We start from the raw sequence: 16,209 nt of genomic DNA, 5'->3' as shown, positions 1-16,209 counted from the left end.
CAGCGCCGGTCCAGTTACGGAGGGATATCTTGAGCATACAAAAAAAGATACAGCCTGAGTTTGCCAGGACTCCGGCGGGATCTTATCCCATTATTTCCAGGTCCATGTTTTGCCGCCGTCCTGCGTCACCAGCAGCCCGTAAGCAGTTAATATCCAGCCGTGCAAGTCGCCGGCGAACTGCATGGGGAGCTGATTCTGCAGCAAAACTATGCTGAACCCGTTGATTCCCTCGGGTAGGGGGTGAGGCTCCCACGTCTTTCCGGCATCTGCGGTCACCAGGAGTTCCATCCTGCTGTCTTGGTTAAAGGGAGGCTCTTCCGCCAGCAGCATCGCCTTTTGCCCACTCAGAAAGGTCAGCGCATATGACCAGGCGCCCGGCCTGATCCCTATTGGGGCCTGCCAGGCTGTTCCATCCGTCATGGAACTGACGGCAATATCATAGGGAGTTTTGTAATTCCCGGGATTGCAGATCTCCCAGCCTTCAATGGGGGATCTGAACGCGAACTGATTGATCCCGTTTTCCGGTATTTCTCTGGGAGTAAAATCCCAAGTCTGGCCGCCGTCTTTGGTGCGGTAAAACCCGCCGTCTATTCCCCCGTCTATGGCAATGCCGTTGTTGGCGTCAAAGAACCTGAAATAGTCTGTCTCCAGATAAGTCGAAAAGCTGGAAAGTTCTGCCCATGTCCCGCCGCCGTCCGAGGTGTGCAAGACGACGGTCCTATTGGTAGCAACAGGTGAAGCCAGCATCCACCCCGTCTTGGCGTCAATGAAGGAGAGCTTGTCAGGCCGGTATTTCTGAGCAAAGCTTTTCAGGATCTGCCAGCTGCTCCCGCCGTCCGAAGTGTAAAGCAGCGCCCCAAAATCGGAAAGCGTAGTGAGGCCATAGCCGTTTTGACCATCCACTATGGAAATATCCTTAGTCGGCATAAGCTTGGGATACACCTGATCCCAGGTATTTCCGCCATCCTTCGTTCGGATCAGATAATCCCCGTTACTCATACTTATGCTCAAGCCGATTGCCCATCCCTGCTCTCCGGAGATGAAATCGACATCCCGCGCACTCGTAATTTTCTGGGTTCCATCGGGATCACCAGCCCCGGATCTGCCCACCACCTGAAAACTTTTTCCGCCGTCCCGGGTGTAGGTCAGGCCGCCGTCAATTGGCTCCGCGCCGACATCCAGGGGAATCCAGCCCACCTTGGGCGAAATAAAATGGAGGCTTGTGGGCGTCGGCCTTACACATTTAATCTGATTAATTTTCTTCCAGTTGCTTCCGCCGTCATCAGTATGATATAAGTCTCCGTTCCGGGTATCTAAATCGGAGGTTAAAAACCAGCCGGTACGGGCATCGACAAAATCGAGCCCGATGATCCCCATAATACCGGAGCCGGAATTACTTTTTTGAAACTGGCGCTGCCAACTTTTGCCGCCGTCCGAGGTGTGCAGGACGGTCAGGACGTTCTGTTGCCCATTGACGCCCGCGACCCCGCCTGTTTGAGCGTCAGTGAAGCTCATGCTCTGGGGAATAAAATCCCCCGCTCCGAAGGACACCTTCGTCCACTCCCTGCCGCCGTTTTGAGTTGCCAGCAAGGTGTCTGCGACTAAGGCGAAACCGTGTGCCGCATCCTGAAACCACAGGCCCAGACCTGAAGCGGAAGTCTGCTGCCCCTGCCATTGAACATTCCAGGTTGCGCCGCCGTCCATCGTCTGCATGACGCTATACTGCACCGGGCCCGGGTTCGTTTCCACCTGGCCGGCCTGGGAGATCGCCCAGCCTTCATGGGAATCAACAAATTTAACCTCATCCAGGGTATTGCCATCAGACCCGATTTCCGCCCAATGCATCCCTCCGTCCCGCGTCTGCAAAAGCTGTGATTTCCTCTCAAGATTCCTGCTGTCGGTTCTCTCCCTGATTACCCAGCCGTTATTTTCGTCCAGAAAATCAAGCGAGCGCAGCGAGAAGCAATTGTTTTCACCCGATACGCTGATGGCATCACCCGGCTTTAAGGTCTGGGGGGACAGGGATACAGTTGGAGTTTCCGCCACGCTGCCGCCCCAGCTCAGACCCTGCTTCGATCTGTTGGCCGGCGAACACCCACTTAACAAAAAAATTATGAGCAAGACTATAGCCAGCTTTTTCATAGGATACTCCTTAAGGTGTTTTTTGATAATATTTGAAAAATTCAGCCTTGATAATATTTTATAAACAAATTATAGTTAAGTAAACACATTAAAGCAGAACTTGTAACTTTAATTCTTTATCCGATGACTAATCCGCTCTAAGACTCCCGCTTTTACAAGCGGTAGTTAAGAGCGGCTAAGTCCCTGGATAAGGGCGACTAGGATTCAGTTGGAGTAAAACTCCGCCTGAATCAAGTCTTCTTTATCCTGACAAGTATTCTTGCTACTAATTAAGTTTAAAGGAGGTTTTTCTTTGGAAACACACGATCATGAAGTAATTGGTGAAAGCTGCATTTACTGCGGTTCAACAGAAAATGTCCATGCTTATTGCAAAATACAGCATCATGGCCAGGAAGAAAAGAAAATGTGCTATAGCGTGTGTCCAAATTGTATCGAGCGCATCGAAAAAGAATTAGAGCCGGACGTTCCCTGTGAAACTTGTGGTATCTGCGGTAAAAAAACCGAAGTTTATGCCTTTTGCAATTATTCCCCGCTTGATGAGGGAGGTTCGGAAAAAGTCTGCTACTGTGTTTGCCCCGATTGTGTAGCCACTCTGCAGGACAAAGTTTTTGATTATTATGATGAAATTCTGAAACAGGGATATGAACCGGTAAAAAAATAGATGAGCCTTTTGGAGACAGGTTGAGCTTGGATTTTTGCCAAGCTCTTTTGCTGGCGCCCGGAGACCCTGTCTTCGCACAGGTTAGCACAGCGGAGAAGCCTCTGGCTCAGGCGGCTGCTTAGTTGAACTTGTGCTTAGAAAGTATATAAGGCAAGTTTATACTTCCTGGCAGTATAAAAAAACAAACAGGTCCTTGGAGACCTGCTTGCCGGGGGAATTTGTACGCTAATTTCAATTGAGAATAGTCTATGTCGTTAGAAAAGCCTTCTGAAAAGCTTAAAGCTCATAAATGCCAAGGTCGTTTTTCCCTTTGCTTTTCGCACTATAGAGCGCCGTAAAACAAATCTCTGCTCCGCCTAAAATTTGTATTGTTGCAGCGTGCCCTCCAGCTGGCCGGATAATTGGGCCAGGGACTCGGCCGCAGAAGCGATTTCCTGCATCCCGGCCGATTGTTCTTCGGTAGCGGCGGAGATGGTTTGACTGCTGGCCGCCGTTTCCTGGGAAATATCCCGGATCTTCTCCACCTCTGCAATCACTTTACCGCTGGAAGCCGACAAGACCTGAACGTTTGCGGTAATCCCCAGAACTGCTTGATGGACATTATCCATCTGTTGTTGAATGGCTGCGAAAGATTGGCCGGCAGCTAAAACCACTTCTTGTCCGGTGGTGACTTCCCCGGCGCTTTTTTCCATGCTGTCGATGGCCAGCTGGATCTGGGACTGGATTTCCCGAATGATTTGGGCGATGCTGCCGGCTGATTCTTCGGCTTGCTCAGCAAGTTTCCGGACCTCATCGGCGACGACGGAAAAACCGCGCCCGTGTTCGCCGGCCCGCGCGGCTTCGATCGCCGCGTTTAAAGCCAGGAGATTGGTTTGGGAAGCAATACCTGAAATAGTATCGACGATTTGGCTGATCCGTTCGGAAAAAGTTCCCAGGCTGCGGATGGCAACGGCGGTGCCCTGGACGATGCCGTTGATATTGGTAATGGCCTCAATGGCGTGATGAACAGCCTCTTCTCCATCCCGGACCGCGGCAGCCGATTCTTCGGAAACCCGCGCGACTTCCGCCGCATGCTGCGCGATATCATTAATTTCACCGCTAATCTCTTTAACGGTCTGCACCGTATCGTCAACAGCCTTGACCTGGTTCACCGAGCCCAGCGCCACTTGTGTCACCGTTGCGGCAATTTGGCCGGCCCCCTGAGCGGATTGTTCCGCACTCACTTCCAGTTCTTCACTGGAAGAGGCGACTTGCGCTGCGGCCTGACCGATTTGTTCCATGGTGGATTTCAGCATGCCGGCCATAGCTTGGAAAGCCTGCTGTAGCTGCCCTATTTCATCCTGGCCTTTAACCTTGATGGCCTTGGCCTGGGTGAAATCGCCGGCGGCAATCTTATTGGCCTGGTCGGCAAGCCTTTTGAGCGGATCGGCAATCAATTTGGCACCGGCCAGGGCAATGACGGCCCCGAGGAGCGCAACGGCCAGGGTGATGATAATGTCGATATTTCGTTGTTTCCTGAGCGGTGCCATAATCTCGTCATAAGTCATCCTGGAGGCAACGCCCAGAGAAGTCCCCGGAATGTTGGTGTAGGCGGCGATGATCTTAGAGCCATTAAAATTATAAACTTGGCTGCCGGAGTGCCCGGCGACCGCTTCCCGGGCCATGGCTTGCAGTTCCGGCGCAACCAGGGACTTATCCTTGGCATCCGGATTAATGAATTTAAGTGAGGCGATATAAGCGGCAACAGGGTGGGCAAAGACCAGGCCGTCTTTCCCATCAAAAGCAAAAGAATAGTTGCTGTCGCTTTTTTTGCTTTGGGCCACAATCTTCTGCAGATTGTCAATGTTTACGGAGATTCCCAAATATCTTTCCGGCGCCCCCGGGACCTTGACGGGGGTGGCGATCATCAGCGACGGTTTTTGGGTGGCCTGGGAAATCAGGATCTCGCGTGAAATCACTGTTTTCTTTGTTTTCTGGACTTCCTGCATATATTCTCTATCGGCCAGGGAACTTATTTCTCCTTTTTCATTTAACCTGGTGAGCTTCGCGTCCGCCATAAAAACTGTGGAGAAGATAGGATTTTGTTCTTTGATAGCCAGCAAAATCTGGATGAGGACGTCCCTGTTGTCAGAGGCAAAAGCATTGTTATGGGCCGCCGTTTCCAGAGTGGCTGTTGTTTTGTCTATTTCCGTTTCTATTCTGGCAGCTGTAAGCACCGCAGTATCTAATTGCTGCTCTCGGACGCTTTGTTCTATTTCTGAAACTCTGCTCTGATAATCATATATCTCCACAGTCGCAACGGCTAAGATAATCACTACTGCGATCACGGAGGCCAGCTTTGTCCGGATACTCAGGAGCCTCCCGCTCCGCTTTCTTTTTTCAATCTCCATTTTTGTCAATCCTCCTTTTGCGCTTTAGCGCTGATTCAACTCAGCGCTTTCTTCAGCCAAGGCTTCCAGGTGAACCGCGGCAACATTTTCCCTTGGCACTGTTACGACGCGCCAGGAACCAGCCCGACAAGACGGCCGGGCAAAGATCGATATGGACAAAATCCCCGAGTAAAAAACTCTATTCGGTGCGCCCCTAAGCTATTTTTCGGACAGAGAAACTCCAGGAGAAAATAAAAAGTCAACAATCACCCGGTAATTGTTGGCAAGGACCACCACTATTTTTTAGACAACTTCATTTTCCCTCGCCTAAAAAATCATAACTTATGAAGGTCAAATAGGGAAACCGGGTCACCGTCCTTCCCGCAAATTTTCTGTCATCCTGTTAGCGCTGAAAGAAGTTTATCTTAAGCTTTCATAAATTCTCTTTGTTTTTCCGGGAAATTCTCCGCGTTAACAATTTCATCCATCGCTAGCCGGATATCCCCCTTCCTTTCTGCTGTTTATTTGCTAAATTTGAGAGCCACTGAATATCCTTTTTTAAAGTTTCAACAACTGCACCAGTTTCTCATTTAAGAGCGGCATGCTCATTGCCGGCAAAGCGCTCATATTCATTCGGCTGCGTAACGCCCAAAAACCTCCCCCGCCTGAACGAGGGAGGTTTCGCTAATTTAACTGCGTCCGACACGCCACTGCTATTATGCAGTTCGTGGAAAAAACTCTGAAATCTCCACAGGTCACACTTTGCTGAAAAACTGAACCCTGGTCCATTCCCCTTCGCTGCTGGTTACCTTCAATTCTTCCCCGCAGAAGTGCCGCAATCTGCGCCGGACATTAGCCAGGCCCACTCCCCGCCTTTGGGCGGATGAGTTTTCCCTGTGCCACAAATTCTTTAATTGATCCCGACTTAGCCCGACCCCATTGTCCCATACTTCAACATCAAGGGTATCCGCTTTTAATTTAATCGTCAGGAGGACGGTTCCGCCATCCACTTTCTTCGTCACCCCATGCCGGATGGCATTCTCCACCAAGGGCTGTATGGTCAGGGGCAGAATTTTCTTCTCCAAGGCGTCCTGATCGACATCGTACACAACTGTCAGATAGTCCGCAAATCTGGCCTTTTCAATTTCCACATAGGCTTCCACCAGGCGAAGCTCATCCTGCAGGAGCACAAAACTATCCGGCCGGGGATCAAAGCATCTTCTTAAATAATAGCTCAAATGCGTAATCAGCTTCTCCGCGCGCAGCCCATCCGTCGAACAGAGCGAGATAATGGCATTTAACGAATTGAACAGGAAGTGGGGCTTGATTTGTGATTGGAGAAAATCCAGTTCGGCCTTCAGGGCAGCTGCAACCGACTGCTTCAGCTGCAGGAGGGTTTCGGTTCTGGCCCGTACCTCCAAGGCGTCAAAGGGCTTGACAATAAAATCGTTGGCCCCGGCTTTAAAGCCTGCCGCGATGTCGTTGGGGGAATTGCGCACCGTCAGCAAGATAATCGGCAGCTCAAACAGGGAAAACTGCTTGCGCATCTCCCGGCAAACTTCATAGCCCGACATTCTGGGCATCATCACATCCAACAGAACCAAATCAATATCGGAGCGGCTTTTCAACAGCTCCAAGGCGTCCGCTCCATTCGTCGCCCAGAGCAAGTTGTACGGGTCCTTGGCGAACAAACGGAATAAGACTTGAAGATTGGCCGGTTGGTCATCGACAGCCAGCAGCGTAAATTGCCCCCTGCCCTGCTGGGGCAGGTCCACCACGCTGCGTTGCTCGGCCATTGCGTAGTTTTCAGGGGGCCGGAGGGTCTCCTGGGCCTGGCGCGAGGCTTCATCCGCCCTCGGCAGCGTAAAGGCCATCCGGGTCCCCCGCTCCGGCTCCGACCACTCGATATAGATCTCCCCGTTCATCAATTGCAGCAATCTGCGGCAAATAGCCAGGCCCAAGCCCGTTCCTCCATACTCCTGGTGAGCCTGTTCGAAGGGCTGAAAAACCGTATCCCAGTCGGAGGGGGCAATGCCTGCTCCAGTGTCCTCGACTAGGATTTTCACCCGGTCCGCCATGGCCTGGGCGGAAATTGTAATCTTTCCCGCGCCGGTAAATTTCAGCGCATTGCCCACGAGGTTATTGATGACCTGTCTCAAGCGGTCCTCATCGGCAGAAACGAGGGGCAAATCAGCGGGTACAGCATTGACCAGCCCAACCTTTTTCGTTACAAGCAAATGCCGGAATAAGTCGAACACCAGAGAAACGGTTACCCGAACGTCAACTTCAGCCGGATGAACGGTCAACTCATTGCGCTTAATTCTTTCCAGGTCCAGGATGTCGTAGACCAGGGCGGACAGCCTCCGGGAAGTGTCCCTGATCACGGACAGGTTCTGCAGGTGGCTCTCGGTCAGTTCTTCCCCCGCCTCCAGCATGGCTTGGGACAAATTAATAATGCCATGGAGCGGCGTTTGAAACTCATGGGAGGTATGGAGCAAAAACTCGTCTTTCTGCTTGTCGGCTTGCTGCAGCTTTGAGGCCATGCCTTCGATAGTCTTGTAGGCTTCCGAGAAGCGGTAAGACATAATGAAGGATACCAGAAAGCAAAAGCCCAAAATGGCATAATACCCCATTTGGTAATTGAGGGTCAAGCTGCTCAGATAGAGGGAATAGTCGATTAAACCAATCAGATAGCAGCCTAAAGCCAGGATAAAGAGCCCCAGACTTTTCCGGTTGAATTCGCCGTATCTTCCCCGCCAATAGGAATGGACCAAGAGTCCAATGATGACGACGTAAGCCGAGATTTGCAGACAGCTGAACAATAAATTGAAACGGGAATACCATTGAAAGGGAGTGACAAGGACAAAACAGACATACAAGCCCATGCCGTAAACAATACTTTCGCTAAACCAGCGGGGGATCAGCCCTTTGCACACGGTTCTGATAAACATCGCCATCGTGACCAGGGAGAAGTATAAAGAAATGGCCTGGATCTTATAATAGATCTCCGGCGGCAAGTCAAAATATTCAATCAGAATCCTGTCACCGTTGCTGGCAAAAGACCAGGCGATGACGATACAGCTTAAACCAAAATAGAGAAGCCCTTTTTCCTCTCTGCGGATAATAAAGACACTCAGCTGATAGCACCCCACCATCAGCAGGGACACAATCAGGCTCACATTGAGAAGGGTCGTATTGGTGTTCAGGTCATAAATTCCTTGGGCGCTCCCGAAATAAATGCGGTAGGGAATTCCCCCCTGAGTATTTTCATAGTTGGCCGCATGAATCAAAATTTCCGCCGTATCTCCCTGCACAGGAAAAAAAACATTGTAGGGCTTGTTCTCGTATTGATACTCCTCTTGGGATAACGCGGGATCACCGCTGCCCCCCACCTGGACCCCATTGACATAAATCTCGCTGGCCATCCGGATGTTGGAAATTCTTAAGCTATAAACCAGGGCGGAAGGATTGAGCTTTATCTTCAGACGGTAGGTAGCGGCCCCCTTGGCCTCGTCCTTGCCGGCTTCAATACTTTGCCGCCAAAAACCCGGCACTTGAATAAAATTCGCTGCTGAAGCCGGCTCTGCTCCCGGTTCCAGCAGCTGATTCCAATAAAATTCCCATTGTCCGTCCAACGGAACAACCTGATCCGAAGCAAAATCCCAAGCTCTTAAATCCAAGACACCCTGCCGGGCCGGCTCCGGTTCACGGCCTCTATTATCCGAGGCTTCCAATAAGCCAAACAACAAAAGAAAACAACCGAGACTCACTGCGATAAGCGCCATTAGCATTTTTCTCATCTGACAATCAACTCCGTCTCCTGCCTTGGCGGGAAGGCGCTCAACCGTCCCGGTTACTCTATTAATTTTTGCAAAATGAATGGGCTAAATACCTATTTCATTATGCCATAAAAGGCAGTGAGGGAATAGACGCACTTAAGATCATCACCCGGTTGGGTGCTCGTCTCGATGCTCATTCCCGAAGCAGGCGCCTTCCGGCGGGGCGGCAGGCCGGCGATGCAGAAAAAGCGCCCTCTTCCTCCTCCGGCATACCGGGAAAGATGGCACTTTCCGCACTGAACTTTTAACTAGAGGATGGCGACCGGCGGCTGCCGCCGGCTATAATGCCGGTCAAGGGTTTATTCTTTCCGGTCAAGGGGCGATTGCCACCATCATCTTCCTCCTTCCCGCTTCCTCTCCCAAAATAGAATAAAAGGAGGCCGCCTCAAAATAGACAACCCCATCAAGAAACAGCACACACTATAAAACGTCCCTCAAACCTCAGTCTGGGTTAAGCCAATAGATTTTAATCGTTTCTCCAAATGGTCAAACGCACCATAGATTTGATTCTCAAGCGGTTGACCAGTATTGCCTGCATAATAATTTAGGAAAACGAAATCACCGGCTGCAAGATTATGGGATATCCCTGCTCATGGTTAACGAAGCAAGCCCTCCCAATGGATATTGGCAGATAAAATCTCTATAAAGCCCTGCAGGCCCCGCCGGTCCTCTTCGTTGAATCTGGCTTTGACGGGGCTGTCGATATCCAGGACGCCAAGCAATGTATCATCCTTGATTATCGGTATGACGATTTCTGAGGCAGAAGCCCCGTCACAAGCGATGTGTCCCGGAAACTGGTGCACATCCTCTACCACGATGGCTTCCCTCTTGTCAGCTGCCGTACCGCAAACTCCTTTCCCCAGGGCAATTCTGATGCAGGCCGGTTTCCCCTGAAACGGTCCGAGAATCAATTGATTCTCTTTAAAAAGGTAAAAACCTGCCCAATTAATTTTCTCCAGGCTCTGAAATAACAGGGCCGCGCTGTTGGCCAAATTAGCCAAGGCGTCGCTTTCGCCTTGGATTAAACCCTGTAAGGCTTGATTTAAAGTTTGGTAATGTTCATCTTGAGCAATCATCAGAATTCTCCTTACCGTTTTTCTTCCATTATCTATCGGCGGCGTAAAAAGCGCAACGACCATAATAAAGTAAAACCAGGTCATTCTCCATGAGCAGGTACCGGCTCCGGTTCCTTAGAGCGGATTAGTCAGCGAATAAAATCGGATGATTATTCTAATGTAATCGATATACTGTTAAGTAGACTGTTAATAATAACGAACCGAGGAACTCTATTAATGCAGCCCTGAACTTCCAACCTCTTTGCCAAAACAACACCCCAGTTCATCCGGGGTGTTAAACTTGGGAAAAATATAAACCTAAGACGGACATTTAACAACCTAAAAAGCCAACAAAACTTCTTTAAAGTTCTATATAACCTTAAGCAAATAATCCTTTAATAAAGGCTCCACAAAGTTATAAGTTCCTCTCTCCATCTTTTCCAAAATACCCTTGTTAATTAACATATCGATCATACGTTTAATCTCGTTAGGATGAGTACCTCTCTCATAAAGCGAAGCCTCCTGAACCAAACGAATTAGAATTCTTTTAGCTGGCCCCAATTCATCGAGAATCCCATCGAACACTGGCGTGAGAGAGGCTAAGGCGCGCTGCGTTCCAAGCTGCACAGCCTCAAGCGATAAGCACCTCTCGCCAGTTTCCAGCAACAAATAATAGATCTCCGAACAAACAAGCATAGTGTCCTGGGGATGTCCTCCACTAATCTTGATAATCTCCTGAATCGTCTGCTCATTGCAGCAAATTCCCCTGTCCTCAAACTTTTTCTTGATATAATCCAACCAGGCAGCCAAAGAAATCGGCGGTAACGGTAAAATCGTAGCAAAGCGATAAAAAGCCTGGTCAGACCCTGCAAAAATATTATTCATAAGTCCTTCTTTGGAACCTAAAAACAAATAATTAGCCTTATTTTGAACCTGAAAGTGAGAACGCATCAGTTTAAAAACACCGTCCCCAACAATGCGGGCGGCATCCTGGAATTCATCGAGAACAACAACCATTTGCTTTTTATCCACAACAGCAAGCTTTTGCGGCAAATCCAAAGCATAGGAAAATAGTAAATCATCGGACGTTTCTTTATCCGGAAACGAAAAAGAAAATTCCAGCCCCTGTAATTTCATGGCTAACTTAGTCGCATTCGTAACGGTTTTTATGCCACCCATTAGGGCATCCATCGTTCTGCGAATACCGGTCCTGTTTTCCAGGCAAGCATCAATAATAGCTGTGGCCAGCTCCCGTTTCGTCGAGACTCGAAAAAAATCAACCGAAGCGACATAACACCCTTCTTTTTTCAACCGTCTCAAAGTTTCTAATGCCAGTGAGGTTTTTCCAATCCTGCGCGGACCTGTAAGCATAATACTTTGTCCGTCAGCTAAACGAGCTTGTATTGACTTTAAAAAATCTTCACGTCCAACAATATCATTTTCATCAACTGGTCCTCCAAGAGGAAACAGCGTGTTTGAACTTGACACAAAGGCCACTCCCTTATATCACATTTCTAGTGATATTATATCACAAAATACGTGATATTAAAATTTTCTTAATTCGTCTCCCCTATAAATCTAAAAATGTTTTCAGGTAATATCCAATGATCCCAACTCAGGCTAAGTGAATTGACCCATCCCTTCGTTATAATGATCTCCTCTACAGTACCAATCGGGGCTCTGTAGAGGCAAACATAAGATTTGAAATTTATTTTTTGTTTTATGTGAGCTATAATCTTAAAAACACCCAAAAGTTCCCTCTTTTATAGACATGCTGTATCTCTATCCTAGCTCATAATAAAAAGAACCTTAATAATTTTATAGATATCTGCGGTATAGTAATAAAGCCGCCTCAAATAACCGGTCAAATGAATAGGAGGATTGCCATGAAAAAGATTAAAATTCAAAATCAACCTTTTGGTCCTTTTCCAACCATGATTATTGGAGCAGATGTCCAGGGAAAACCCAATTATGTCACTGTGGGAGCCTGTGGAGTAGTAAGTATGAAGCCGGTGCTTTATGTTTCCTTAAAAAGCACCCATTATACAACCCCAGGAGTCAGGGAAAACGGGTACTTTAGTGTGAACATTCCTCCGGTTTCCCTGGTAGAACAGACAGATTATTGTGGAATTGTGTCCGGGAAAACTGTCGATAAGTCAGGCTTATTTACTCCCTTTTATGACGAATTGGGAAAAGCACCCATGATCAAAGAATGCTCCATGGGTTTCCTCTGCAAAGTTATTCAGGTTATTCCTTTATTTGATTTTGAAATGTTTTTAGGGGAGATTGTTGCCGTATATGTTAATGAGGACTGTGTCACCGACGGCAAGCCAGACCCGTTAAAACTAAATCCCATTATTATGATGGGGGCTAGCTATTATAGCTTAAATGAGGCCATAGGGAATCTTTTTAGAACAGGGGGAACGCTAACGAATCAGAGCAAGACTCCTGACTAATGTGTAAGGGGGTTGGCTTGCAGTCGATGTTCGCCGGCACCAGGCGTCACAAATAACAAAGGAGATAAAACCGTATGAAAATCATTGTTACCAGTATCTTTGTACAAGATCAGGACAAGGCCCTGGAGTTTTACTCTGAAAAGCTGGGATTTGTCAAAAAAGAAGATGTTCCCGTCGGAGAATTCAGGTGGATAACACTTGTTTCTCCCGATGACCAAGAGGGTACCGAGCTTTTACTCGAACCGAACAACCATCCGGCCGCAAAGGAGTATCAAGAGAAGCTATTTGCCGATGGCATCCCGGCCACAATGTTTGGCGTTGCCGATATTCGCAAAGAGTACAAACGGTTAAGGAAAAAAGGCGTGACGTTTACTGTGAAACCGACAGAAATGGGCGAAGTCACAATAGCTGTCTTCGACGATACCTGCGGCAACCTTATTCAGATAATACAGAAGTAACTTCATGACAACATTCAGTCCCCCCTCATCTTCAATTCACTCTGTTCTCATTAGGGTTAAAAACCCCCAAGCAATAGAAACAGCCCCAAACTTTGTCCTGTAATCATTGATTCGGCGGCTAGAACAGAACTCATGGGCGGTTAGAGCATCATTTTCAGACATTGCTTCCTATGCAAAAATGAGACTAAAGGAAACTTGAAAAAAAGAAAGATTCGGCGGCAATTGATACTAATTAGCTTCTAAACTAGAATAACAGTTTAGGGGATAAATCCTTAATACTCAATAACTATGTCTTGACTAATCTCAGCATTCAAAGGCAAATTAGTATGAGTTAATTTACAAAATAACGATAGCCAGGATGTTTTGGGCATCCTGGCTTTAAAATTTATTATAGTTGAATTTCCGGCAGGAATATCCAAGTATATTGTTGAATTCTGGTAAGACAGCCATTTACAGCCACACTTGAAAAAAAATAAGCTTTTCAAGTCAAGGTGAATACGGCTATTAGCACGTTTGAAAGGATTAAAGAATGTTCAACAGGTTACCAACCGTTTTAAAACGTCACAAAGTGATCCTCTTAAGTTTGACAATAACTTTAATTGCAGCGATTTTTACAAAAGCAGTATTAGTGGATATTGTATACGTTAATCATCAATTCGAGAAAAAGAGAATCATTACACCCTGGGGAGAAAAGCTTAAATCAGGAAACCTTTCTGTAGACTATACCATGGAACAGACGCTGAGTGACATTGAGCGTCTTGGCTTAAATACGGTAAACGTACCGGTTGAAATTGATATTCCCTCTTTAACAGCTAATTCAATGAGTATTAATCCTGAAAGCAAAACAAAGGCAATTCAACTAATCAAAAAGTTACGCTACAGAGGAATAAACGTTATTTTAGAGCCTTTCCCCTTTATTCAAAAGGGCGAACTCTACGAAACAAATTTGCAACCGGCTGATTTAAACGAGTGGTTCCGGAATTGGAAACAAGGGGTTTTAAGTCCACTAATTCTTGATATCGCCAAGCCTTATAAGGTCTACGCAGTATGTATTGGTTCAAATTTTGACCAATTTGAAAATCAATATGGGTATTGGAGCGAAGTGGCCGATTTTGTCCGGGCTAATTATAAAGGCAAGATAACTTACCGGACCAACTGGTGGTATACCGCCGAGTGGAATTCCAACAAAGACTCCAAAGATGATACCTATACGGTAAAATTAAACAATCCACTTTTAGGAAAACTAGACTTTATTTCAGTGGCCGCTTACTTTGAGCTTACTGATAAGGATACGAATTCAGTTGCTAATCTCGTAAGTGCTCTTCATGGCACCCAGATCTTCAAGAGAAATCAGGATATTTACAGTGAATTGAAGAATTTATCTTCTAAGTGGCATAAGCCTTTATTCTTTGGTGAATTAGGTTTTCCCAAAAGAAATCAGGCCTCTGTTCATCCCTGGAATCCCGTACCGTCGAACCTGGAAAATGACCTGGAACAGGCAAACTGTTTCCAAGCTTACAAAGAAGTGTTCGAAAAGGAGACTTGGAATTTAGGCTTTTCTGTTTTCGCCATAGGGAAAGATGATGCAACTAAAAATTATTACCCCAGTAACTTGAGTGCTGAAATAATTAAGAATTGGTATAGCTAAACTCTTTTCGAAGTGTTTTTTAACCACGAGCCATACCTAACTTCAACCTCTACATAATATCCTGCAGCTTGGCCGCTTTAGGATCATAATTTATAAAACGTTTAAACTGAGGACGTACCATAAACGCCAGGGATATTAGCAACGACATTATACAGCAGGCAGATATTACGACCCTTATAGGGAGAAATTCACCCAACACACCGCCAATAGCCATAGCTAGCGGTGCAAATCCTTGTTTTACAGTTCCCCGGAGGCTGAATACCTTTCCTCTCATATCTTTAGGGACCGTGAACTGCATTGATGATTTCATAAAGACATTTACCAGGGAATTAGCGATACCTGCCAGCATTGCCAGTGCCAGTATAAGTGCAAAGGCCTGAAAAACGGTGATAAGCGCAAGCGCTATATTATTGAATACTAGTGAAATTGTTAATAAGAACATTCTCTTGGACGGAGGCAGGTTGAACACGGATGTAACCGTCGCTCCCAGAAACATTCCGGCCATAAAGACTGCCATAAATATGCCATATTTAGCGGGGCCGAGATTTGCTGTCTTCTGGAAAAGCGGCAGCAATAGTACGGCTACGATTCCAAAAAAGAAATTTGTTATAGTCCCCATGAGGAAGATGTAACGGAGTCCTTTGAAGTTCCAGACAAAGGATAGGCCTTTCTTAAAATCATTGCAAAAGTTTTGGGAAAAGTGCTGTTCCTTTTTCTTGGAATTTTGCGGAACTTTAACAAAAATAAGGCTTATACCTGAGAAAATGAATGAGATACCATTGAATAAAAACATAAATGGTGCTCCCAGCAGTTGATACAGGAAACCTCCCGCAGAATTGCCAATAGTAGTAGAACCAAGTGACAGCATACTGAAGACAGAGTTTGCGTTCACTATTTTTGATTCCGGGACAATGTCAGGAATAGCAGAATATACCGCCGGCTGAAAGAAAGCCCCGCACAAGCTTAGTATAATGCCGGACACAAAGACCATCCATACTCTCAGCATTCCGGTAAAGCCTTCTATCCCTATAAATATAACCGACAGCCCTCGTATGACATCCATCAGTACCATGATGAACCTTCTATCGCCCCTATCAACTGCAACACCTGCAAAAGGACCCACTAACAAGCCGGGCAGCGTAGATGAGGCCATAAGAGTCCCCATAAGGGCTGTGGAACCTGTGACAGAAAGCACCCAAAAACCCAGAGCAATCGCATAAGCAGCGTCACCCAGCAAAGACACCAACTGCCCTTGCCCTAAAAGCAGAAAACCCCGAGTCCACATTCTCTCCTTCAGCTCAACAATTTGTGTCTGTTCTTGGTCCTTGTCCGGAGGCTCCGGTTTGGCAGCGATACCCTCTCCGTCGTAGACTTCTTTTTCCGTACTGCTTATATCATTATTCATTTTTATCTTTTTCTTGTTTGTTCATATTGCTCTCTCCAATTTTATCCGCTGACTAATCCGCTCTAGGACTCCCGCTTCGGCAAGCGGTGAGTTAAGAGGGGCTAAGTCCCTGAATAAGCGCGACTAAGATTCAGATGGAGTTAAAACTCCACCTGAATCAAGTCTTCTTTATGCAG

11 protein-coding genes are annotated in these 16,209 nt (G+C 47.1%); 4 read left to right on the top strand and 7 right to left on the bottom strand.

The genetic code is table 11. The features are described from left to right. Positions 1-90: 90 nt before the first annotated feature. Positions 91-2,142 carry a YCF48-related protein gene (locus REC12_RS18910; RefSeq protein ID WP_308897186.1) on the bottom strand — a complete coding sequence of 684 codons (2,052 nt, stop codon included), beginning with the start codon at positions 2,140-2,142 and terminating at the stop codon, positions 91-93. A 292-nt stretch (positions 2,143-2,434) separates the two neighbouring features. Between REC12_RS18910 and REC12_RS18905 the strand changes: the two genes are divergently transcribed. Then, positions 2,435-2,803 carry a hypothetical protein gene (locus REC12_RS18905; RefSeq protein WP_308897185.1) on the top strand — a complete coding sequence of 123 codons (369 nt, stop codon included), beginning with the start codon at positions 2,435-2,437 and terminating at the stop codon, positions 2,801-2,803. A gap of 356 nt (positions 2,804-3,159) precedes the next feature. Here the strand turns inward: REC12_RS18905 and REC12_RS18900 are convergent, their stop codons facing one another. From REC12_RS18900 to REC12_RS18880, 5 genes are all read right to left on the bottom strand, one after another. Beyond that, positions 3,160-5,193 (bottom strand): methyl-accepting chemotaxis protein, encoded by a 2,034-nt coding sequence (locus tag REC12_RS18900; protein WP_308897183.1) that lies wholly within the window; start codon positions 5,191-5,193, stop codon positions 3,160-3,162. A 24-nt stretch (positions 5,194-5,217) separates the two neighbouring features. Further along, entirely contained in the window at positions 5,218-5,352 is a 135-nt protein-coding gene (locus tag REC12_RS18895) for a hypothetical protein (protein ID WP_308897181.1), read from the bottom strand. A gap of 575 nt (positions 5,353-5,927) precedes the next feature. Further along, positions 5,928-8,972, bottom strand: coding sequence for an ATP-binding protein (locus tag REC12_RS18890; RefSeq protein WP_308897180.1), 3,045 nt, complete (start codon positions 8,970-8,972; stop codon positions 5,928-5,930). 635 nt (positions 8,973-9,607) lie between these two features. Further along, positions 9,608-10,171 carry a free L-methionine (R)-S-oxide reductase MsrC gene (msrC, locus tag REC12_RS18885; protein WP_374214229.1) on the bottom strand — a complete coding sequence of 188 codons (564 nt, stop codon included), beginning with the start codon at positions 10,169-10,171 and terminating at the stop codon, positions 9,608-9,610. 264 nt (positions 10,172-10,435) lie between these two features. Beyond that, positions 10,436-11,554, bottom strand: a complete 1,119-nt coding sequence (locus tag REC12_RS18880) for an AAA family ATPase (RefSeq protein WP_308897178.1) — start codon at positions 11,552-11,554, stop codon at positions 10,436-10,438. Positions 11,555-11,952: 398 nt separating this feature from the next. Between REC12_RS18880 and REC12_RS18875 the strand changes: the two genes are divergently transcribed. The 3 genes from REC12_RS18875 to REC12_RS18865 all read left to right on the top strand — a co-directional run bounded on the left by REC12_RS18875 (position 11,953) and on the right by REC12_RS18865 (position 14,628). Next, complete coding sequence (locus tag REC12_RS18875; RefSeq protein ID WP_308897176.1) at positions 11,953-12,522, top strand: flavin reductase family protein; 570 nt, start codon at positions 11,953-11,955, stop codon at positions 12,520-12,522. Positions 12,523-12,596: 74 nt separating this feature from the next. After that, positions 12,597-12,980, top strand: a complete 384-nt coding sequence (glxB, locus tag REC12_RS18870; protein ID WP_308897175.1) for a methylglyoxalase — start codon at positions 12,597-12,599, stop codon at positions 12,978-12,980. A 529-nt stretch (positions 12,981-13,509) separates the two neighbouring features. Then, positions 13,510-14,628, top strand: a complete 1,119-nt coding sequence (locus REC12_RS18865) for a glycoside hydrolase family 113 (RefSeq protein ID WP_308897173.1) — start codon at positions 13,510-13,512, stop codon at positions 14,626-14,628. Positions 14,629-14,677: 49 nt separating this feature from the next. Here REC12_RS18865 and REC12_RS18860 read toward each other — a convergent pair whose 3' ends face one another. Continuing rightward, positions 14,678-16,033 (bottom strand): MFS transporter, encoded by a 1,356-nt coding sequence (locus REC12_RS18860; protein WP_308897170.1) that lies wholly within the window; start codon positions 16,031-16,033, stop codon positions 14,678-14,680. Positions 16,034-16,209 lie beyond the last annotated feature (176 nt).

Origin of the sequence: Candidatus Desulfosporosinus nitrosoreducens, assembly GCF_030954495.1 — a bacterium.
GTDB classification, from domain to species: Bacteria; Bacillota; Desulfitobacteriia; order Desulfitobacteriales; family Desulfitobacteriaceae; genus Desulfosporosinus; species Desulfosporosinus nitrosoreducens.
The sequence above is the reverse complement of the archived record's forward strand: the minus strand, read 5'-3'. Positions and strand labels throughout refer to the sequence as shown.

Coding starts and splice junctions, on each gene's coding strand:
- REC12_RS18910 (WP_308897186.1), bottom strand. CDS start 2,142: ATGAAAAAGCTGGCTATAGTCTTGCTCATAATTTTTTTGTTAAGTGGG.
- REC12_RS18900 (WP_308897183.1), bottom strand. CDS start 5,193: ATGGAGATTGAAAAAAGAAAGCGGAGCGGGAGGCTCCTGAGTATCCGG.
- REC12_RS18890 (WP_308897180.1), bottom strand. CDS start 8,972: ATGAGAAAAATGCTAATGGCGCTTATCGCAGTGAGTCTCGGTTGTTTT.
- msrC (WP_374214229.1), bottom strand. CDS start 10,171: ATGACCTGGTTTTACTTTATTATGGTCGTTGCGCTTTTTACGCCGCCG.
- REC12_RS18875 (WP_308897176.1), top strand. CDS start 11,953: ATGAAAAAGATTAAAATTCAAAATCAACCTTTTGGTCCTTTTCCAACC.
- glxB (WP_308897175.1), top strand. CDS start 12,597: ATGAAAATCATTGTTACCAGTATCTTTGTACAAGATCAGGACAAGGCC.
- REC12_RS18865 (WP_308897173.1), top strand. CDS start 13,510: ATGTTCAACAGGTTACCAACCGTTTTAAAACGTCACAAAGTGATCCTC.
- REC12_RS18860 (WP_308897170.1), bottom strand. CDS start 16,033: ATGAATAATGATATAAGCAGTACGGAAAAAGAAGTCTACGACGGAGAG.